The organism is Lacticaseibacillus thailandensis DSM 22698 = JCM 13996 (assembly GCF_001436135.1).
GTDB classification, from domain to species: Bacteria; Bacillota; Bacilli; order Lactobacillales; family Lactobacillaceae; genus Lacticaseibacillus; species Lacticaseibacillus thailandensis.
Genome location: NZ_AYZK01000001.1, coordinates 591,701 through 612,334 on the forward strand (window position 1 = coordinate 591,701; position 20,634 = coordinate 612,334).

Annotated in this window: 23 protein-coding genes and 1 tRNA gene; 1 reads left to right on the forward strand and 23 read right to left on the reverse strand. The window is 54.7% G+C overall.

The features are described from left to right. Window positions 1-32 precede the first annotated feature (32 nt). From pknB to gmk, 7 genes are read right to left on the reverse strand one after another with little or no spacing between them, the layout of a single operon-like run. Window positions 33-1,964 carry a Stk1 family PASTA domain-containing Ser/Thr kinase gene (gene pknB / locus FD19_RS02630; protein WP_056969057.1) on the reverse strand — a complete coding sequence of 644 codons (1,932 nt, stop codon included), beginning with the start codon at window positions 1,962-1,964 and terminating at the stop codon, window positions 33-35. Then, complete coding sequence (locus FD19_RS02635; RefSeq protein ID WP_054749511.1) at window positions 1,957-2,706, reverse strand: Stp1/IreP family PP2C-type Ser/Thr phosphatase; 750 nt, start codon at window positions 2,704-2,706, stop codon at window positions 1,957-1,959. The genes pknB and FD19_RS02635 overlap by 8 nt, the downstream gene beginning before the upstream one ends. A 15-nt stretch (window positions 2,707-2,721) precedes the next feature. After that, window positions 2,722-4,062 carry a 16S rRNA (cytosine(967)-C(5))-methyltransferase RsmB gene (rsmB, locus tag FD19_RS02640; RefSeq protein WP_054749512.1) on the reverse strand — a complete coding sequence of 447 codons (1,341 nt, stop codon included), beginning with the start codon at window positions 4,060-4,062 and terminating at the stop codon, window positions 2,722-2,724. Further along, window positions 4,049-5,005 carry a methionyl-tRNA formyltransferase gene (gene fmt, locus FD19_RS02645; RefSeq protein ID WP_054749513.1) on the reverse strand — a complete coding sequence of 319 codons (957 nt, stop codon included), beginning with the start codon at window positions 5,003-5,005 and terminating at the stop codon, window positions 4,049-4,051. The genes rsmB and fmt overlap by 14 nt, the downstream gene beginning before the upstream one ends. 36 nt (window positions 5,006-5,041) lie before the next feature. Next, on the reverse strand, window positions 5,042-7,495 hold the full coding sequence (gene priA, locus FD19_RS02650; protein ID WP_420836017.1) for a primosomal protein N': 2,454 nt from the start codon (window positions 7,493-7,495) through the stop codon (window positions 5,042-5,044). A gap of 11 nt (window positions 7,496-7,506) precedes the next feature. Next, window positions 7,507-7,794 carry a DNA-directed RNA polymerase subunit omega gene (gene rpoZ, locus FD19_RS02655; RefSeq protein WP_054749514.1) on the reverse strand — a complete coding sequence of 96 codons (288 nt, stop codon included), beginning with the start codon at window positions 7,792-7,794 and terminating at the stop codon, window positions 7,507-7,509. A gap of 14 nt (window positions 7,795-7,808) precedes the next feature. Continuing rightward, complete coding sequence (gmk, locus tag FD19_RS02660; RefSeq protein WP_054749515.1) at window positions 7,809-8,435, reverse strand: guanylate kinase; 627 nt, start codon at window positions 8,433-8,435, stop codon at window positions 7,809-7,811. 207 nt (window positions 8,436-8,642) lie between these two features. Between gmk and FD19_RS02665 the strand changes: the two genes are divergently transcribed. Continuing rightward, window positions 8,643-8,957 (forward strand): hypothetical protein, encoded by a 315-nt coding sequence (locus FD19_RS02665; RefSeq protein ID WP_054749516.1) that lies wholly within the window; start codon window positions 8,643-8,645, stop codon window positions 8,955-8,957. 108 nt (window positions 8,958-9,065) lie between these two features. Here the strand turns inward: FD19_RS02665 and recN are convergent, their stop codons facing one another. The 16 genes from recN to FD19_RS02745 form a co-directional block, all read right to left on the reverse strand. After that, window positions 9,066-10,766: a DNA repair protein RecN gene (gene recN, locus FD19_RS02670; protein ID WP_054749517.1), complete on the reverse strand. Its 1,701-nt coding sequence runs from the start codon at window positions 10,764-10,766 to the stop codon at window positions 9,066-9,068. Between the two features lie 4 nt (window positions 10,767-10,770). Continuing rightward, entirely contained in the window at window positions 10,771-11,223 is a 453-nt protein-coding gene (locus FD19_RS02675; protein ID WP_054749518.1) for an arginine repressor, read from the reverse strand. Between the two features lie 75 nt (window positions 11,224-11,298). Further along, entirely contained in the window at window positions 11,299-12,117 is an 819-nt protein-coding gene (locus FD19_RS02680) for a TlyA family RNA methyltransferase (RefSeq protein WP_056969059.1), read from the reverse strand. Window positions 12,118-12,126: 9 nt separating this feature from the next. Beyond that, window positions 12,127-13,005 carry a polyprenyl synthetase family protein gene (locus tag FD19_RS02685; RefSeq protein ID WP_054749519.1) on the reverse strand — a complete coding sequence of 293 codons (879 nt, stop codon included), beginning with the start codon at window positions 13,003-13,005 and terminating at the stop codon, window positions 12,127-12,129. Beyond that, on the reverse strand, window positions 12,983-13,216 hold the full coding sequence (locus FD19_RS02690) for an exodeoxyribonuclease VII small subunit (RefSeq protein ID WP_054749520.1): 234 nt from the start codon (window positions 13,214-13,216) through the stop codon (window positions 12,983-12,985). Before FD19_RS02690 ends, FD19_RS02685 begins: the two co-directional genes overlap by 23 nt. Then, window positions 13,209-14,579, reverse strand: coding sequence for an exodeoxyribonuclease VII large subunit (xseA, locus tag FD19_RS02695; RefSeq protein ID WP_056969060.1), 1,371 nt, complete (start codon window positions 14,577-14,579; stop codon window positions 13,209-13,211). Before xseA ends, FD19_RS02690 begins: the two co-directional genes overlap by 8 nt. A 111-nt stretch (window positions 14,580-14,690) precedes the next feature. Further along, window positions 14,691-15,089: a transcription antitermination factor NusB gene (gene nusB / locus FD19_RS02700; RefSeq protein WP_054749521.1), complete on the reverse strand. Its 399-nt coding sequence runs from the start codon at window positions 15,087-15,089 to the stop codon at window positions 14,691-14,693. After that, window positions 15,089-15,532, reverse strand: coding sequence for an Asp23/Gls24 family envelope stress response protein (locus FD19_RS02705; protein WP_054749522.1), 444 nt, complete (start codon window positions 15,530-15,532; stop codon window positions 15,089-15,091). The genes nusB and FD19_RS02705 overlap by 1 nt, the downstream gene beginning before the upstream one ends. Before the next feature lie 25 nt (window positions 15,533-15,557). Next, window positions 15,558-16,115 carry an elongation factor P gene (gene efp, locus FD19_RS02710; RefSeq protein ID WP_054749523.1) on the reverse strand — a complete coding sequence of 186 codons (558 nt, stop codon included), beginning with the start codon at window positions 16,113-16,115 and terminating at the stop codon, window positions 15,558-15,560. Between the two features lie 148 nt (window positions 16,116-16,263). After that, entirely contained in the window at window positions 16,264-17,337 is a 1,074-nt protein-coding gene (locus FD19_RS02715; RefSeq protein WP_056969061.1) for a M24 family metallopeptidase, read from the reverse strand. Between the two features lie 275 nt (window positions 17,338-17,612). Next, entirely contained in the window at window positions 17,613-17,906 is a 294-nt protein-coding gene (rpmA, locus tag FD19_RS02720) for a 50S ribosomal protein L27 (RefSeq protein WP_054749524.1), read from the reverse strand. Between the two features lie 33 nt (window positions 17,907-17,939). Continuing rightward, a complete protein-coding gene (gene rplU, locus FD19_RS02725) occupies window positions 17,940-18,251 on the reverse strand; it encodes a 50S ribosomal protein L21 (RefSeq protein ID WP_054749525.1) in 312 nt (103 codons plus the stop codon). Window positions 18,252-18,701: 450 nt separating this feature from the next. Next, window positions 18,702-18,917: a helix-turn-helix domain-containing protein gene (locus FD19_RS02730; protein ID WP_054749526.1), complete on the reverse strand. Its 216-nt coding sequence runs from the start codon at window positions 18,915-18,917 to the stop codon at window positions 18,702-18,704. A 516-nt stretch (window positions 18,918-19,433) separates the two neighbouring features. Then, a complete protein-coding gene (locus FD19_RS02735) occupies window positions 19,434-19,994 on the reverse strand; it encodes a phage scaffolding protein (RefSeq protein WP_082619481.1) in 561 nt (186 codons plus the stop codon). Between the two features lie 73 nt (window positions 19,995-20,067). Continuing rightward, a tRNA-Arg gene (locus tag FD19_RS02740) sits at window positions 20,068-20,141 on the reverse strand. A gap of 94 nt (window positions 20,142-20,235) precedes the next feature. Then, the gene (locus FD19_RS02745) at window positions 20,236-20,487 is read right to left on the reverse strand and encodes a hypothetical protein (RefSeq protein WP_054749528.1); all 252 of its coding nucleotides are present in this window, start codon (window positions 20,485-20,487) and stop codon (window positions 20,236-20,238) included. Window positions 20,488-20,634: the final 147 nt, after the last annotated feature.

A 20,634-nucleotide genomic window follows, 5' to 3' on the forward strand; every position in this document is an offset into this window, starting at 1 on the left:
TTACCTCCAAAAGTAACGATCAACTTTAACGACTAGTTACTACTGTTGTTGGAACTGGCCGTCTGCGCCGAGGAAGCAGTACTTGAACTCTGAGCGCTTGGCGCAACCGCCGGGGTCGATGAGCTGGCCGCTCGTTGCGTCGACGACGAGGAACTACTGCTACTACTCTTCGTCGACGAGCTACTACTGCTGCTTTCTTTGCTCTCATTGTTATGATTATGCTCATCCGGCTGGGTGGTAGTTGTGGTCTGCGTACTGCTACGCCCAACACTGACGTATACCGTCAGTGTGCTGCCCCGCTTAACCTTTTCGCCGGCCTCAATACCCTGCGACGTAATACGTCCGTATGCCATGCTGCCAGTATCATCGTCATTTTGGCTGAGCATGATGTCATGGTCAGCGGCCCACGCTTCCGCAGTACTGAGATTCTTACCCACAAAGTTAGGGATTTTCACCAACCGGGTCTTCTTGGCCACGGTCAAAGTGATGGTGGTCTTCTTCGGGTTCACCTTGGTCCCGGCAGCAAGATCCTGTTTCAGGATAGTGCCAGTAGCCTTGGAACTCGACTTGACCTTCTTCACCACCGTAAAGCCGGCCCGCTTGAGGTCGTCACGTACTTCGTCGTAGCTGTCACCCTTGTAGTCGCGTACGGTAAATCGGGATGAACCCTTACTGATGACCAGGTTCACGGATGAATCTTCCTTGACGCTACTGCCCTTAGTGGGGTCCGTCAATATGACGTGCCCCTTAGTCACAGAACTAGACGCCTGATACTTAGTATCCCCAATCTTCAAGTGGGCTGCTTGTAGCTTGTTGGTGGCAACGGCCACGGTCTCATCCGTGACGTCGGGTACCGTGGCATCACCCTTGCCAAAGACCGCGATCATCCCCGCAATTAGGGCAATCAACACCACGGCTAAGCCACCAATAATCAGCGCCCGCCGACGCCGTGGATGACGTTTTTTTGTGGGCTGCTGGTCCGCTTTTTTGTCCGCATCTTCCCGCGATGGATGGTCTTCCTGATCACCGGCCGCAGCAGCTGCCGCAATGGCAGCCGACTTCACCGCCGGATCGATACGCTTCGTCGCCGCTAAACTATCGTTGTTACCTTCAGGCACGAACCGTGGCTCGTTGGCCCGACTCGCATCCAATGACGTGGCCAGGTCACTAGCCATGGCCGCGGCGCTCGGGTAGCGCTGTTGCGGATCCTTAGCCGTCGCCTTCAGCACCACGTTTTCCAGTGCCTGGGGGATTCGGGGGTCAAAATCACGAACAAACGGAATGTCTTCCTGAAAGTGTTTCAACGCAATGGTGACGGCCGAGTCGCCTTCAAACGGCACTGAACCCGTCAACATTTCGTACAAAATCACACCTAGGGAGTAGATATCACTCTGCTTGGTGGGGAGCGAACCGCGCGCTTGCTCTGGTGACATATAGTGCACGGAGCCCAACAGCGAGTTGGTTTGCGTGACCGCCGTTTCAGACAACGCCACGGCAATGCCGAAGTCGGCAATTTTTACGTTACCATCGCGATCCACCATAATGTTTTGGGGCTTGAGGTCACGGTGAATGATGTTGTGCTCGTGGGCCGTTTCAATGGCACCAAGCACCTGGGTCATCATCGCCACAACCTTCGTGTAGGGAATGGGGAAGTGTTCCACAATGTATTGTTTGAGGTTTTTACCGTCAACGTACTCCATAACTAGGTATTGCTGGCCCTCAAACTCACCCACGTCATAGATACTAACAATGTTAGGGTGTGATAGTTCCAAAGTCGCCATGGCTTCACGCCGGAAGCGCCGCGCTGCGTCCGGGTCACTTTGCAGGTCTAGGCGCAGAACCTTGACCGCCACGTCACGATCCAAGATTAAATCGTGCGCTAAATAGACGTTCGCCATGCCACCCTCACCGAGGGTCTTAAACAATTGGTAGCGTCCGTCCAGCGTCATCCCTGGCTCAATCATCACCGTCACCCCCCTCATTGTTGTAAATCAATAGTGCGGTCACGTTATCCGGACCACCGGCCTCATTGGCCGCTTGCACCAACAGTTTGGCTTTGGTAGCTAACGTCTCCTTCGCCCCCATAATGGCGGCCAGTTGGTCGTCCTCCACGGTCTTAGTCAGACCATCAGAGCACAACAAGAGCATATCGTTAGCTTCCATATCGTAAATGGTCACGTCGGCATCTACATCCGGCGCGATACCTAACGACCGCGTAATGACGTTCTTACGGGGAAAATTCTTGGCCTCTTCGGGGGTCAGGTCCCCACTTTTAACCAACTCGTTGACCAGACTATGGTCCTCCGTAATTTGCATCAACCGCCCGTGCCGGTACAGGTAGGCGCGCGAATCGCCAATGTTGGCGATCACAAAGCGGTGACCAATCATCAGGGCAGCCACGATGGTCGTGCCCATCCCGGTCAAGTCCTTAAACTGCTGACCGCGGGCGAGAATCTGCTCGTTTTCCTTCTGCAGTTCATACATTAACCATTTCACGACGGTTTCCGCATCGCTGCTCTCGGTCTTTTCAAAGGCATAGCCAATGTGAGAGACCGCCATTTCACTGGCAACATCCCCACCTTGGTGGCCACCCATCCCGTCGGCAACAATAGCTAACGTCGCGTGACTGTGGTTATGAAAAAGGCCAACGTAGTCCTGGTTATTAGGCCGTACCCGACCGACATCCGTTTGGTAGGCAAATTTCATTGCTTGCTGTTCTCCTTACTCCACGCGTTCCAGGCAAGCAATGAAAAAGCCATCGCTGCCATAATCATGTGGCAAAATCTGCAGGGCCGGGGCCGCGTGGTTATGGGTCACCGGGGCTAAAGTCGGTACCGCCACCTGACGGAATCCGCCGTGCCGCTGCAAAAAGGCTGCCACCACGTCCTGATTCTCTTCATGAGTAATTGTACACGTACTGTAGGTCAACCGGCCACCAACTTTGACCGCCGGGGCCACGGCGTCCAGAATACCGGCCTGTACGCGTGCGAGGTTCTGCACGTCATCAATCGTTTTATCATACTTAATCTCGGGCTTGCGGCGCATCAGCCCCAGACCCGAACATGGCGCGTCCACCAGTACCTTGTCAAACGATTGCTCACCAAACGTTGTCACCGCCTGACGCGCATCCAACGTTCGGGCCGAAACGCGGTCAGCAAGGCGCATACGCGTGGCGTTTTGCTCAATCAACCGCACCTTGTGGGGGTGTAAGTCTAAGGCCGTCACGTGCCCGCCAGCTGCGGGGTCCAGCCATTCCGCAATGTGCGTCGTTTTGCCACCCGGAGCCGCGCACGCGTCTAAAACCTGGTCACCCGGTTGTAACGCTAAACTGGGAGCGACTAGCTGAGAACTTTCGTCCTGCATGGTCAACAGGCCGTCCGCAAACTCCGGCGTACCCGCGAGGTGGCCACCTGGGGCAACCACCCCACTAGTAGCAAGGGTGCTCGGCCGCACGTCAGGGAACCGATCCTGTAACCGCGTTACTAACGCCTCCCGCGTCGTCAGGGTCCGGTTGACCCGGGCCGACGCGTGCGGCGCGGAATTAATGCTGTTCAACAGGGCAGTTGCTTCCAGTTCACCCCACTGGTCGAACAACTTTTGCACCAGCCACGTTGGTACGGAGGCCGCCACGGATAACCGCTTCACGGGATCCTGGATGGCGCTGACGTCCCGCAACCCTTTGCGCTGAATGTTACGCAAAATGGCCGTCACGAACTTGGCAATGCCCGTGTGGCCCTTCAGCTTGGCGATTTCGGTGCTATCAAAGAAGATGGCCCGTTCCGGCACCTTATCCAGGTAGTGCATCTGGTACACCGCGGTCCGCAGCAATTGGCGCACCCACGGGTCCAGCTCCCGGCGCCCCACAAATGGCGCCAGGTAGTAGTCTAACGTCAGTTGGTGCTGAATGACCCCGTAAACGATGTTGGTCAACAGTGCCGCGTCCCGGTCCGCCAGGTGGCCCTGCCGAATGGTGCTATCAACCGTCAAGTTGGAGTAGCCACCGCGGCCACCCACTCGACTCAACACCTCTACCGCCAGCAGGCGCACATTATTCTTCTCCATTAGTTATCACCTGTGCGCCAACTTCCAGCTGACGTCCCGTTCCGTTCATGTACGCACTAATTGGCTGCCGCGCTTTACCCGCCGGTTGCAGTGTGTTGATCTGTAACGTGGTACCCTTACCAGCAGCCAGCACTAGACGCTTTTTGCCCAGTGCGACCACGGTGCCAGGTGCTTGGGTAGTCGTGTCCGCTAACGGCGTGACGTCCCACAGCTTGACGCGCTGGCCGTTGAGCCTGACCCAACCACCAACATGTGGCCGTAAACCGCGCACCCACTGGTCCACCTGGGTGGCAGGTAGGGTCAAGTCAAGGTGTTCCTGGTCCTTGGTAATGTTGGGTGCAAAGGTGACCTGGTCGGGATCTTGCGGCGTCAAGGTCGCCGTCCCGTCGATAATGTGCGGTAAAGTTTGCAACAATAAGTCACGACCCAGAAGGCTGAGCCGGTCAAATGCCGTGCCGGTATCGTCCGCACGCGTTAAGGATAAGGCCGCCTGGGCGTACATCCCCCCGGCGTCCATCTGCTTCACCATTTGGATGATAGTGACCCCGGTCTCCGCGTCACCGTTGATGATGGCGTACTGAATTGGCGCCCCACCCCGGTACTTCGGCAACAGGCTGCCATGCACGTTGACCGCCGTAACTTTGGCCGCGTTCAAAAACTTGGTGGGCAAAAACTGGCCGTAAGCGGCAGTGACAATCAAGTCAGGGGCCAACGCGATCAGTTGGTCCAATTCCGGGCTGCCACTGAGTTTAGCCGGCTGAAACACCGGAATGCCCAGTGCCGTCGCCGCTACTTTGACCGGTGACTGGTGCAACGTGTGCTTACGCCCGACCGGCTTGTCCGGTTGGGTCACCACGGCTAGTAGGTCATAGTCCGCCTCCACTAACGCGTGCAGGATTGGGACTGCAAACTGCGGGGTACCCATAAAAATGATTGATGTCATGCACAATCCTCCATAACTTTCATTATTACTAAAATACTAAACAAAGCTCAACGGTTCACGGTCAAAGGCAATCTGGAAGACGTTGCGACTCCCAACCTGGGTGGTCGTTAATAACCGTTCCAGGGTCTCGTGCAACTGGGGTTCTTTTTTATACTTAATCACAATTTGATAATAATAACGCCGCTTCAAGCGGGCAATCGCCCCGCGCGTCGGGCCTAACATTACGGCCTGATCCGACAATGACTGTTTGAGTTCCGCAGCCAACTGGTAAATGGCTTTGGCCGCCAGTCGGTCTTCAGGGTGACTCACCGTCAGCTTAAACGTGAAGTAGTACGGCGGGTAACCGGAACGGTGCCGAATGCCCATCTCGGTGACAAAGAAGCGCTCGTAATCGTGATGGCGCGCTAGCTGAATGGCGTAGTGGTCCGGGTTATAGGTTTGCACGATAACCGCCCCCGCCTTATCGGCGCGTCCGGCCCGGCCACTGACCTGGGTCAGCAACTGGAAGGTGCGCTCACTAGCCCGAAAATCGGGTAACCCTAATGACGTATCCGCATTGATGACCCCAACCAGCGTGACGTCCGGGAAGTCGAGACCCTTAGCAATCATTTGGGTGCCAAGCAAAATATCTGCTTGGTGCTGACCAAACGCCTTCAGAATCTTGGCGTGCCCACCCTTGCGGCGGGTCGTATCAACGTCCATCCGCAGCACTCGCGCCTCTGGCAGAATCTGGTGCAACGTCTGTTCAACTTTTTCCGTCCCGGTGCCGTAATAACGGATGCGCCGTGACCCGCAACTTGGGCACACCGTGGGCACGGCTTCCTCATGCCCACAATAGTGGCACCGCAGTGTATGCGAGTCGAGGTGCAACGTGAGCGAAATGTCGCAATTGGGACACTTAGCCACGTAGCCACACTCCCGACACATCACAAAGGAAGAAAAGCCCCGCCGGTTCAACATCAAGACACTCTGTTCGTGCCGATCCAACCGCGTGCGCAAGGCGTTAAGTAACACGGTCGAAAAATCACCAGACGCAGAGTCCAACTGTGCCGAACGCATATCTACCACCTGGACGGGTGGTAACGGCCGCTGATTAGCGCGTTCCGGCATGAGCAGGTACGTGTACACTCCTTTGGCTGCCCGAGCCCGCGATTCCAAGCTGGGCGTAGCCGATCCCAACAGGACGGGCGCATGGTTATAAGCGCCCCGCCACTGCAAGACATCACGCGCATGGTACCGCGGGGCATCATCCTGCTTATAACTGGTTTCGTGTTCCTCATCCATGATCAACAAACCAATGTTGGTCAGCGGGGCAAAAGCTGCCGAGCGGGCACCCACGACCACGCGGGCCTCGCCGCGTTCGATGCGGCGCCACTCGTCAAAGCGTTCCCCATCGGATAACGCGGAGTGCAACACCGCCACGTCTGCACCAAAGCGGCCCTTTACGTTCCGGACCATCTGCGGCGTCAACGCAATTTCGGGAATCAACATCAACGCGTTACGGCCCCGGGCCAACGTGGCCGCAATGGCCTGCAAGTAGACTTCCGTTTTGCCCGAACCCGTGACCCCCTCAAGCAAAAAGGTCCGGTCCTGCTCCGCCGTGATTGCCGGAATCAGTGCGTCCAGTGCCCGTTGTTGTTGCGGTGTCGGCGTCAGTGGTTGCGTGCGCGCCTGGGCGTCTAGCTGGGCGTATGGCCGCCGGTAAAACTCCCGGGATTCGATGCGCAACCAGCCCTGTTTGGCCCCCGCAGTGACGGTTGCCCGGTCAAAGGAATCTGGTCCAACCACGGCGTGTAAGCGCGGTTCATCGTGGCTAGCTGCCCACTGGGCGAGGGCCGTCAGCAACTTGATTCGCCGGGTGGCGTTACGTCGTTGTTGCTCTGCTAACGTAGTGTACTCATCTGGGGCCAATAGCGGCACAATAAAGTCCTCCGTGGCTACGTGCCCGCGACTTCCCACGGTCTTAGCCCCGTTAGCGAGCCACTTGGTATCCGCGTGCAACGCACTAGGCAACATGGCCTGTAAACAGGTGATCCAAAACGCGAAGGTATCGTCCGCCAGCCACCGCGATAACGCCAGCAACTCGGCGTCTAAAATCGGGTGGTCATCCAGGACCCGCAGTACGGGCTTCAATTCACCATCAAAGTCCTGCTGGTCCGTGGTCGCTACGATCACACCCATTACTTCACGCGTGCCCTTACCAAAGCTGACCACCACCCGCACGCCGGGTACCGCTTGGTCAACCATATCCGCGGGGATCGCGTAATCGTAAGGCTGATTTGTTTGCATTGTAGGCACATCCACCACTACTTTAGCCACCGTGGCCACACTGATCCCCCCTCGTCTTGTCATGCTCACATTATACCAAATCTTAGTACTGATTATGCCGACCACCACCGCAAAACGGCGGCCAGTCAAGCAATAAAAAAGGATGTAACTAACGTCACATCCCCAACCGGACCGCAGCGCAAGCGCCACGGTCGCCTTCATTAACTTCTAAATTAATGTTCGTCGTGACCAGCATCGTCATTAGCGTCATCACGCAGTTCTTGCTGGTGTTCCAACCGCTCGGCGTCACGCTCGAGCAACTTGGAGTCGGGATCGATCACCACGTCACCCGCAGCAATTTCTTCCAGGGCCTGACCCACAGTTCGTGGTGACTGGTATTCAGCCAGCATCCGTAACGAACCAGCTTCCAGCTGGTGTGCACGCTTCGAAGCCAGTACGGCCAACGAGTAACGTGATGGCACGTTGGCCAGCAGCTTATCAATTGATGGGTAAACAATCATATCTTCGTTCTCCTTTAATCGCCCGAGGTAGCTTTCTTTATCATATTAGCATACTTTTCGGCCACGCGCTGAACGCGTAAGTGTTCACTCTGAATAATGTGCTCAATCCGGTCAACCGCCAGCGGCACTTCGTCGTTCACGACCGCGTAATCGTAATTTTGCATCATTTTGAGTTCGTCGACGGCTTTGTTGACCCGCTTCTGGATCGTAACGGCATCATCAGTCCCGCGACCAACCAGCCGGTGACGTAATTCGTTGAGGTCGGGTGGCGTGAGGAAGATGAAGACGGCGTCCGGGCACTTGGCCCGGACCTGCATTGCCCCTTTGACCTCAATTTCTAGCAGCACGTCCTGACCAGCATCCAGCTGTTCGTTAACGTAGTGTAGCGGCGTGCCGTAGTAGTTGTCGACGTACTGTGCGTACTCCAGCATCCCACCATTGGCGATTTCCTCTTCAAACTGTTCCTTGGTGCGGAAATAATAGTCGACCCCATCAACTTCACCGGGGCGCATCTTCCGCGTCGTCATGGACACCGAATAATGGAAATCCCGGTAACCTGATTTCAGCATTGCTTGACGTACAGTACCTTTACCGACCCCGGACGGGCCTGACAGCACAATGAGCATACCGCGTTCGCTCATGTCTCATCCTCCCAAATTCTACACATAAAATTATAGCCTCTATTGTGCCGCTTTTAGCCCAATAAATCAAGCATTACGCCCATGGTTGGGCGTATATTGGCGCCAAAAACAACAGCGCTGACCAAATTTTTGGTGCCCGTGGGTTGCAAAAGCGAACGGATGTTCGTATAATATGAATTGCAAACAAACGTTCGGAGGCGGACAATTATGGACATGATGAAAACAATGGGCACCTGGGAACGGCTCGGCCACTCCCTTGCCGACACGTACCACCAACTTTTTGACCTTGATTTTGATCAGCCATTACCCACAATGCCAACCAGCCAGGTGCAGTTGTTCACCGCTCAGGCCCTGACCAACCACTACCTGGTCGCTCTGCGCCTGCGTGCCGTTGACCGCCCCGTGGTGGGCCACCTACAGCGGCACCTGGATCACCACCGCCTCCTGCTCACGGAATTCAACAGCAATGTGGTGCGCATCGTCGACCCACGCGACTGCACCTATATCCAACGGGTGCAGTAGCCAGCACTGGACGTTCAACCGCTGACAACCCAGCATTAAAGACAATTAGGCCCCAAACCACTACGGTGAAAGTCATTTTCATCATAGTGGTTTGGGGCCTAATTTACGCTACCCGTCTAGTTGACTACGCGTTTGCTCCGCTAGTTGCAGGAGTTCCTGGGCGTGCTCCCGGGTGAGCTGCGTTACCGCCGTCCCAGCTAACATGCGCGCCAGCTCATCCACGCGTTCGCGCTCACTCAACCGAGCCACCGTGGTCATCGTCCGCCCATGGTGGACCGACTTAACAATCTTGAACTCGTGATCAGCCATCGCCGCTACCTGTGGCAGGTGCGTGATGCACAGCACCTGCGAGTGGCTAGCAATACTACTAATCTTGTTGGCAATGGCCTGCGCCACCCGCCCAGACACGCCAGTATCAACTTCATCAAAGATGATGCTCGTCACGCCATCAGACTCGGCCAAAATCGTCTTAATGGCCAACAAGATCCGCGACAGTTCACCGCCACTGGCGATGCGGGCCAACGGCTGCGCTCGCTCACCGGGGTTAGTCTGAATGTAAAATTCGACGACATCAACCCCATTAGGCGTGAACGCGTCGGGAGCGTGATCGGCAAAGTGGACGCTGAATACGGTCTTGGCCATGTACAACGCCTGCAGTTGTTGGTGCACCGCGGTGGTCAACTTTTGCGCAACCTGCTGCCGTACCTGCGTCAGTTGTTGGCCCAGTTTAACCAACTGGTCGTACAATTTTTGCACGCGGCCGTCAAGACCCTCAGCGTCCGAAGTCGTGGCTTCCATGGTGGCTAATTCCTTGTGAGCCCGCTGACCGTACGCCAAAATCTCGTCCACCGAATCACCGTACTTACGCTTCAACTGCTGAATCAACGCTAACCGTTCCTCAATTTCATTGAGACGGTTTTCGTCCCACTCCAACCCGTCAATTTCTTTGGACAGGTCCGCCTGCGCGTCCTGTAGTGAGTAATAGGCATCACTAATCGTCTCGCTCAGCGACCGGTATTCGTCCCCCAAATCGGCGATGCTTTCCAGTTGCTGCATGGCTTCACCCAGCGCGTCCACCGGGTTGTACTCACCATTATCAAACACGTCGTAAGCCGCGGCCAGGGCGTTTTGAATGCGCTGAAAGTTGGCCAAGCGCTCACGTTCGGATTCCAACTCGTCTTCTTCACCACTGTGCAAGTCGGCTGCGTCGATCTCTTGGACCTGAAACTTTAACATATCCAACCGCTGGGCCCATTCCTGCTCGTTTTGCTGCTTCTGACGCAACGTTGACAACGATTGCTGGTAGTCCCGATATGTGTGCCGATACTGCTGCAACAAATCGTGTACAGCCCCATCGGCATACTGGTCCAACATCCCCAAGTGCTTTTCGGGATGGTTTAATTCTTGGTGCTCATTTTGCCCGTGAATATCCACGAGCGTTTCACCCACGGAGCGGAGGTTGCCCGTGGTGACGATCTTACCGTTAATGCGGCACACGCTCCGCCCCGCACGCGTTAGGTCACGTTCGAGCAGAACCTGCCCGTCATCCGGCGCCAAACCTAAAGCCGCCAGGGCAGCGATGGTGTTATGGTTGTCCCCCACCAAGAACTGCCCTTGCAACGTTGCTTTGTCCGCACCGGTACGAATAAACTCGCTGGAACCGCGCGACCCCGCCAGTAGCGAGACCGCGTCAATGATGATCGACTTCCCCGCCCCGGTTTCACCCGTAAGCGCGGTCATCCCGGTCTCAAAGCTCAGGTCCAGTGACTCAATAATTGCAAAATCACGAATAGAAAGTTCCTGTAACATGGTTTCACCCCACCATATCTTGCAAGGTATCAGCTAGCTGTTCGGCCGCCACGTCACTCCGGCAGATAATGAGGATACTAGCGTCGGCTGGAATCATGGCAAAGATACGCCCGTCAGTCTGCGCCGCTAACAGCGTCGCCACCGCCGGCCCGGACCCCGGTACCAACTGCAAATTAACGAATTTATCCAGAACATCGATACTAGCGTACACACCCCGCAGCGTCCGTTCCAACTTCTCCGTGGGCGAAGCTTGTTGCGCGGGCGGTAGGCTGTACCGGTACCGGCCGTTAGCGACTGGCACCTTGACCAACTGCATGTCCTTGATGTCGCGCGACACTGTCGCCTGCGTGACCTGCACACCCGCGTCGGCCAACAGGTCAACTAACTGACCCTGCGTTTCGACCGCGTACGAATTTAATATCGTTTTGATGATATCCTGGCGTGCTTGCTTGTGCATGGCGGTGTCCCCCAAATGAATTAATAATTTACGTACATTATACCAGTCAATGGTGCAGCTTGCGCCACCACCACGCTAGGATTTCAGTTCGGCGTACGCCGCGTCGATCACCTGGTCTACATCGACCGTGGGCTCAATATGGGCGTCCGTCGCGTTAACCTCGTTACGCAGGTGGACGAGGAACTCAATATTGCCACCGCCACCAGTAATTGGTGAGAAGTCGAGGCCTAAAACTGAGTAACCATTCTCTGCCGCAAAGTTGACGATCCGCGTCACCACGTCATGGTGAACCTGCCGATCACGCACAATGCCATGCTTACCCACGTTTTCCGGACCCGCCTCAAACTGGGGCTTGATGAGCATCACGGCGTGCCCGCCCGGCACCAAGATGGGCCGCAGTGGCGGCAAAATTAGCCGCAACGAAATAAACGATACGTCAGTCACCGCAAATTCTACCGGACCATACTGGAAATCATTAGGCTTGCAGTAACGGAAGTTAACCTGTTCCATCACGTGCACCCGCGGGTCGGAGCGTAACTGCCACACTAACTGGTTCGTCCCCACGTCCAGGGCGTAGACCTGCTTGGCCCCATTTTGAAGGCAAACGTCAGTAAAGCCACCCGTACTCGAACCAATGTCGAGCACCGTGGTATCGGTGACGTCAATGTTAAAGACCTTGAGGGCCTTGGCGAGCTTGAGCCCGCCCCGACTCACGTAGGGCAACTTCTTCCCCTTGGCGTGTAGTTGGGTATCGGCATCAATTTTGGTGCCGGCTTTGTCCAGCCGCTCATTATTTTGGTCGTAGACCTCACCGGCCATAATCGCGCGCTTCGCCTGTTCCCGGGAAGTAAACAGTCCCTGAGCTACAGCCAGCACGTCAACTCGTTCTTTCATTACGTTCACCTAGCCTAACATTGCTACAATATCGATTAATAGGGGGGCCGGAACGGATAGGCGGTCCAGCGCACGCCGCGCCGCCTGTAACTGCTCGGTCAAGGCCGCCTGGGCCCCCGCTAAGCCCAACAGGCTAACGTACGTGTTTTTACCGGCAGCCGCATCCTGACCCGCCGTTTTACCAAGTTCCGCCGACGACTTCGTGGCATCATTAATGTCATCACGAATTTGAAACGCCAGTCCAAACGCCGTGGCAAAGTCATCCAGGGCCTCAGTATCGCCATCACTGACTGTCGCAACCGTGGCGCCCATACGGACCGCAGCCAGTAACAACGCTCCCGTTTTGTGGGCGTGCATGCGCACCAGCTCGCCCCGCGTCAATGGGGTGCTACTACCGGTGGCCGCAATGTCCATCATCTGCCCCGCCACCATGCCACGAGAACCAGCACCAACCGCCAGCTGGGCGGTCAACGCACTGCGTACCGCCGCTGGTAACGATGCCCCCGCAACCAAGGCAAAAGCATCCGTCAGTAATGCATCACCCGCGAGGATGGCCGTGGCCTCATCAAACTGGATGTGGTTCGCCGGTTGCCCGCGGCGCAACTGGGCGTCATCCATGGCCGGTAAATCGTCATGAATCAATGAATACGTGTGGACGTATTCAATTGCCGCCGCCACGTGATCCAGTGGCGTAGCGGTTACGCCCATGGTCGTCGCAACGGCGTACACCAGCAGGGGCCGTACCCGCTTACCCCCAGCAGCCAGCGAGTACTGCATGGCCGCCGCTAGCCGCGGTTGGTGGGCTTGCTGCGCATAGTCCAGCATGAACCGCGTTAACGCGGGGATGTGTTCGTCCGCAAACGCCTTAATCCTCTTGCTCTGGTTCAAAGTCCTTCAGCTCCCCATCGTCAGTCATTACCTTGGCCACCGCCGTCTCGGCGTCTTTTAACGTCCCGTCTAGCTGCTTGGCCAACGCCACACCCTGCTGAAACTGAGTCAACGCCTTTTCCAGCGGCACGTCACCCTTTTCCAGGGTGGCGACGATCTGCTCAAGCTCTTGCAGCTGCGTTTCAAAGCTCGGTTGTTGTTCGTCACTCATGATGTTTTTCCTCCTCGATGTTCACCGTCTTGATTGTCGCGTCCACCGACCCGTGATCAGCGTGAATCGTGACGTCCGCACCCACCACGTATTCGTGGGCGGTGCGTAATACATGCCCCTGGGCGTCGGTCGTATAGGCATAGCCCCGGCTCAGTGTCCGTAAGGGGCTAAGGCTATCCAAAGCCGCCGCCAGTTGCGCCACCCGTTGTCGCCGTTGTTGCACGGTCGCCCGCGTGGCGGCGCCTAGCCGCCGCTGGAGGTTCGCTACGGTAACCTGGTTACTACTAATGCGTGCTGCCAATCCCGACCGCTGCAGGCGACTTTGCGCCAAATTTAACCGGCTGCGCAATTGGGCCAGTTGCGCCGGAAAACTGCGGAATAAACGTGACCGCAGTAAGTCCAATTTTTGCATCTGCCCGTCATATAACCTTGATGGTTGTGTGAGCACGACACTTTGCCGCGCCCGGTCGAGCCGGTACCGCAGGCGCGCCAGGATTGCTGACTGGGCCCGCACCAAGCGTTGGGCCAATTTGGTCACGTTTTGCCCCGCCTCCGCTGCGGTCACCGGCGTCACGTATTCGGCCGCGGCCGTCGGGGTGGCAGCGCGATAATCGGCGGCGTAATCCGCAATGGTCACGTCCGTTTCGTGACCCACGGAGGAAATTACCGGTATGTGCATCGCCACGATGGCTCGCGCCACCGCTTCCTCGTTGAACGGCCACAAATCTTCGAGTGAACCACCACCACGACCAATGATCACGGCGTCAAAGCCGCCGTACTGGTCAACGCGTTGTAGCTGCCTGACGATATCGGGTGCCGCCGCATCCCCCTGCACCTGCGCTGGAAACAACGTAATCGCTAATTGGGGGTAACGCCGACGCACGGTAGTAATAATATCGTGAATCACCGCGCCACTAGGACTGGTGACCACCGCGACTTTACGCGGATACTGGACTAACGGTGTGTGGTCGTGAATAGCGTACAGGCCCTCTTTGCGCAGCCGTTCGTTGAGCTGTGCATACGCCAACGCCAGCACCCCCTGCCCCGCGGGTTCCAGTCGCTCAATTGTCAGCTGGTAATTACCCGAAGGCTCGTACACGGTCACACGCCCCACGGCCAGCACCGCCATGCCGTCCTCCAACTTGAAGGCCAACTTTTGGAAGGCTGATTTAAACATGACGGCGCTGATCTTGGCGTGCTCATCCTTCAGGGAAAAGTACTGGTGGGCGGGACGCAACCGGAAGTTAGACACTTCACCCGCGACAAACACCTGCTTCAAGTACGGATCAAAGTCAAATTTTCGCTTAATGTACCGGTTCAACATGCTGACTGATAAGTATTCACTCGCATCAGGTGTTGCCATCTGCATCCCCTCCATACCTATAGATTTCGCGTTTATGTAATAAAGGCCCGGGACAAAAGCAATCGTCTCGAGCCTTTTTATTGTCACGCCCACCGCGTAGGCGGCTTGGCGTTACTCTTGCTTAACAAAGTTGCCCAACACCCCGTTAATAAACTTCACGGCGCTGTCATCACTGTACTGCTTGGCTAATTCGAGCACTTCGTTGACGGCCACCTTATCGGGCACGTCATCTTCAAACTTAATTTCGTACAGGCCTAGCCGTAACAACACTAGATCCGGCTTGGACAGGCGGGCCATCGTCCAACCTGACCGTAGTTCTGGCTTGATAGCGGCATCCAGCTCATCGCGCTTAGCCAATACCCCATTGACCAAGTCAAACAGGTACTCTGGGGCAACCTCATTTTTGGGCAAAGCCGCCTTATACGTCATATCCCGGTCCCCGTCTGGATTCAATTCCAGCGCAAACAGGGTTTTGAAAGCAGCTTCACGAATTGCGTGACGCGTTAACATCAATCGTCTTCCTCTGTTGTTTCGTCTTCCTCATCGTCCTTAAACAAGTCCGTCTTGTCGACCGCGGGCGCCTTTTCGGGCACCACACCGACAACGTGGACGTCGACCTGGGCCAACTCCAGATCCGTCATGAACAATAGTTGTTCACGTAATGTTTTCTGAATCGCCAGGGCAACTTTAGGGACACTCACGCCATAGTTCAGATAAACGTAGACATCGGCGTGCACCTGGTCGCCATCAACGGTGACCGTCACCCCTTTGCCCCGGTTAGCCCGGCCAAACCACGCATTGATGCTCGAAGCCAGCGACCCACGCATCTGATAGACACCATCCACGTTTACCGCCGCGATGCCCAAAATTACTTCCAGTACTTCCGGGACAATTTCAATGGTCCCCGTACTGTCTGGACGACTTGCTAAAACAATATTTGTGTTTTCAGCCATGAGGCTTACCTCCCGTTTCTAAACGTTACGCACGAGAAATGTACGTGCCATCCGTCGTGTTAATGGTCAGCACGTCACCAACGTTAATGAAGAACGGTACCTGGACAACCAGACCGGTCTCCAAAGTAGCGGGCTTGGAACCACCAGAACTGGTATTACCACGGATGCCCGGTTCCGTTTCAGTTACCTCAAGGTCAACGGTCTTCGGCAATTCAACACCCAGCGTTTCGGAACCGTGCATGATGATGCTGACCATCATGTTTTCCTTCAAGTATTTCAAAGCGTCGCCCAACTGATCGGCAGTGAGGCTTAACTGTTCATAGGTATCGTTATCCATGAAGTAGTAACTGTCGCCATCGGCGTACAGGTACTGCATGGATTTGGTATCGATTTGGGCCTGTTCCACTTTTTCGGTTGAACGGAAGGTCTTTTCCTGAACGGCACCCGTCCGCAGGTTTTTCAAGGTTGAGCGCACAAAAGCACTACCCTTGCCTGGCTTGACGTGTTGAAATTCAACGATGCGCCACAGGTCATGGTCAACCTCAATGGTCAAGCCGTTTTTAAAGTCATTTACAGAAATCATGCATGGTCCTCCAACTAATTATTCTCAACCAATGATACCAATGACGGGGCACGGTTGCAAGGTTAACCAACCCGAACCGTCGCCGGCACAGCCATTACGTACACCAATCAGCCACGCCCAACAATAACGTAGTCCGACCCTTGCCGTCCTAAATATCCAGGTGTAGCAACTCGGCCGGTGCTGGTGTTGACAACTGCTGGACGCCACTATCAGTCACGAGCAAATCATCTTCGATGCGCACCCCACCGATACCCGGCAGGTAGATTCCGGGCTCATCGGTCAACACGTTACCAGCAACAATCGGTGTTTCCATATAAACGCCCCAGGCACCAGGACCCTCGTGAATATCACGCCCGATACCATGACCTGCCCCGTGACCAAAGTTCTGCTGGTAGCCCGCCGCATCAATAGGCTGGTGCGCCTGGGCCTGAATGTCTTTGCCTAATACTCCGGGCCGCATCATTGCCGCCACCCCCCGATTAGCCTGGTAGACCAACCGGTAGATCTTGTCCAACTGGGGATCAGGTGTACCAATTGCAAAGGTGCGCGTCAGGTCCGACATGTAGCCGTGGTAGGTACAACCCCAGTCCAACGTCACAACGTCGCCCGCTTCAATCGCCTTGTCGTCCGCAAAGCCATGGGGCAAAGCCGACCGGTAACCGGAGGCAACGATAGTGTCAAAGGACACACCTGACGCGCCTAATCCCCGCATGTAAAAGTCGAGGTCGTTAGCCACTGCGCGCTCCGTCATCCCAGGACGGATAGTAGCCAGGACGTGGCGGTACCCGTCTTCGGCAATGTCCACCGCCTTCTGAATCAAGGCCACTTCCGCTGGCGACTTCACTTCGCGCAGTCCCGCGACCAGGTGGCGGGTACCCCGTAGTTGGGCCGCGGTGGCCCCCGCGAGGACTTGATAATCAGCAAACGTCATATACTCGGCTTCAAAGCCTAACTCCTTAACGTCATCCTGGTCCGCCAACTTGCCCACTGCTGGGAGCAGACCGTGATGATGCTCCACCACGGTGGCCGCGTGTATTTCGTGCTTAGCCACCTCAATGAACCGTGAGTCCGTCACCAGATATGCTTGTGTCAGCGTCACCAATAACGCACTTTCGTCGCCACTAAAGTCACTGACATACGACACATTCACCGGGTCGGTTAAGACGATTGCTTTGAGGTCCTGATCACGCATCACCCGACGTAATTCTTCAATTTTAGCCATTAATTGTTGCTCCCGTCTAAATTAATTATGTATGAGAAATTCATTACACAACCATTGTAGCAGAAAGCCGTCCCGATGAACGTTAGCGCACGCGCACAAATAAATTTTTGGCGGTACGGCGGTGTCAGGACCAACAGTGGCCGTCCAAAAGTGTTAGCTTAATTTTTCTTGCCACTTGCCAATTTGGCCAACCGAGATGTAAACAGCTTAGGAATGGCAGGACGTATGAATTGGCACAAAAAAAACGCCCCCCAAGGGACGCTTCATCGTTCTAATTAGTCGGCAGCTGCTTCAGCAGGGTAAACCGAAACCTGCTTGCGGTCGCGGCCCAGACGTTCGAACTTCACGATGCCGTCGCTAGTGGCGAACAACGTGTCGTCACCACCACGGCTAACGTTAGTGCCTGGGTGAATCTTAGTACCGCGCTGACGGTACAAGATGTTACCAGCCTTAACGAACTGGCCATCGGCACGCTTGCTACCAAGACGCCGACCAGCAGAGTTACGGCCGTTAGATGTGGAACCGCCCCCCTTATGGTGGGAGAGGAATTCAAGGTTTTGCATTTCCATGAGTGTTACACCTCCGTGTGTAGAGTACGTTAATTACTTAACGTTAATGGCGTCGATCGTCACCTTAGTGTAAGGCTGACGGTGGCCCTTCTTCTGGTGCTGGTGCTTCTTAGGCTTGTACTTGTAAGTAACAACCTTCTTCTGGCGGCCCTGCTTCTCGACCTTACCAGTGACGGTTGCACCATCAACGAATGGAGTACCAACCAAAGTGTTGTCACCACCGACGAAAACGACTTCGTCAAAGGTAACAGTGGCGCCTTCTTCAGCGTCAAGCTTTTCAACGTAGACAGGTTCGCCCTGTTCTACCTTGTACTGCTTGCCGCCAGTTTTAATAATTGCGTACATGAGTACACCTCCTACGTGTCCGGAAACCGGACGTTTTCCCTGATTACTCGCCAAACTGGGTGCTAGGCTTTGATACCCAAGTCCGTGCGGTTGCAGTCGCAGGGTGCAAATACAACGTGTTGATTATAGCAGGGACCGCCAGGAAACACAAGCATCCGCCCATAATTAAAAGCCACCATCCCCAATGATAGTGACCCACTCACGCCCTAAAACTGCCACGATGTGCCAAGCGAGAGTCACATGCTATGGTTATCCTAAGGAATAAGGCAAGGTGGGCATACTGCGATCAGACCATTTCACACTTATTTCACATAACTCACAACTGTTTAGTTACATACACCGGACCTCGTTTTACTTTCCCATCAACAATATCATTTTAGGAACACAACAACATTGGGACCTTGCTAACTTCTCTTCCTGCCAAAATGCCTGCGGGCACGTATGTGTGCTCTACTTCTTCTTTCGTGGATCGGGTTCACCGGTCACAGCTTCCATGCCTTCTACAGTGACAATGATTTCACGGCCGAACTTTCGCCAACTACCTGCCGGCCACTTATCCGGATTTTGGCGTAAGCTCGTACGCACATACGTTTTGTTCTTACCCCATATCTCTGCAGCTTCCGTAGATGTTAATAAATCTGCATCATTCAAATTAATTTTTGCCATAGTTCACCATCCAAAAAACAATCACAACAATCAGTGCCAAAGAAGAAACGTCCGCCGCTGTTGAAATAGCCGAAATGGAAATTGAGAGCACATGGTCAACAAACGACCAAATATTAAGTGCGCCCGTTATTAGCGCTACCACCAGCAAAACGATATTTTTATTCATGGAATTCGAAATGAAGGTACCGACAGCAAGAGGTGTTGGCCCGTTGCCCTGAAGCTTATTTGTCTTTCTTCTTCTTGGACGCGGCTCTCAGTGCTGCTATGCTGGCGACTAGACTTGCAATTCCCGCAGCTACATTCTTGAAGATTTCAGACCAACTAACGGCGTCCTTCATCTTCTTGCCTTCTTTCATCTGTGATAGTAACCCTTCTGGGCGTTAGCGTCGACTCCTTGAAGAGTTTTTTCTTTACAAAAAATAGCTCCACCCCGATTCCGGAGTGGAGCAAACATTACTTAAAGCTGCCAAGAGCCTCATTGCTGTGGGTATAGTCACGGCAAGCCACGTAGTACGTTTAGCCTTTAGTGGCATGGTAAGCCACATGTAGATAGGAACCGTTGCGCACGTAACCGTAGTACTTAACACTCTCGCCAGCATAAAACTTGGCCCCGGTAGGCTCGATCCCCGGATAGTACCACACTGTCAATGTCCCGTCAGGGTAAAAAGTACCATTCTCGCCCGTGATGGTGTATTTGCACTCCTTGTAGGTCTTGGCTACGAACCTAGCAGCAGCCAAGCGTGCGGCCACATGGTCCACAACGCTGTCACCGCCATTGCCACCTGTTGAAGTCCCCAGATTACCACCAACATTAATAGCTGGTGTGGACGGCTTTGGCCGGTTGCTCGTGTTGCTCGTGTTGTCAAACAAAAACTTGCTAACGTCTGCTTCTTTGAGCGACTTTGGCAAATCATCAATTCCAGACAACTTGCCGTCTTTATCCAATTTCAGCGTGTCCACATCTAATAGTACCCGCACAGCCTTACTGTTTCTGGCACCTGCCTGAGAATGGATACAGGCAAAAGTGTGAAATGACATGTGAAATAGAGCCTGATTATAGCAAATTTGCGCACTCATTTCGCATTCTATTTAACAGTTTTTGTTTGTCTTGATTTTTCATTGCGCTACATTGCGTTGTAACACTAGTTTATGTGCCAAGCGGGGTTCGAACCCGCGACAAATGGTTTAGAAGACCATTGCTCTATCCAGCTGAGCTATTGGCACGAATAACGGATAATATTATAGAAACAACCCGGTCGCCCTGTCAATCGCCATGGTATAATGAAACTCCTTGGCAGGGGCAAGCGACACCGGTAATTTAATCGGTGCCGCTCTTTTTGTTGTGCCGGTGCATGTAACCCCGCAAGCCGTACAGCCCGCCCACGATTAGGACCATCCACAACGCTAGGAGCAACAGGAACCAGCTCCAACTGAAGAGGACCAGGGTAATGGCAGCAATCACGCAGCCAATGATAACCGCCACAATCAGGTTGAGCGGCTCGTGCAAAGCAGTAGTGACGGTAAAAAGCAACCCACCGACAATTAAGAAAATGAGTATATCGATAATCATGGCAATCCTCCCGTTAGTAGTATAGCGAAAGCCTGGGTCCCGGGGCAAATATTTTGCGCCCACCAACCCACGCGCTATGCTCACCCGCAAAACGATCACCGCCCCGCACCCACAGAATGACCTGGCGACCCACGCAGACACACGATC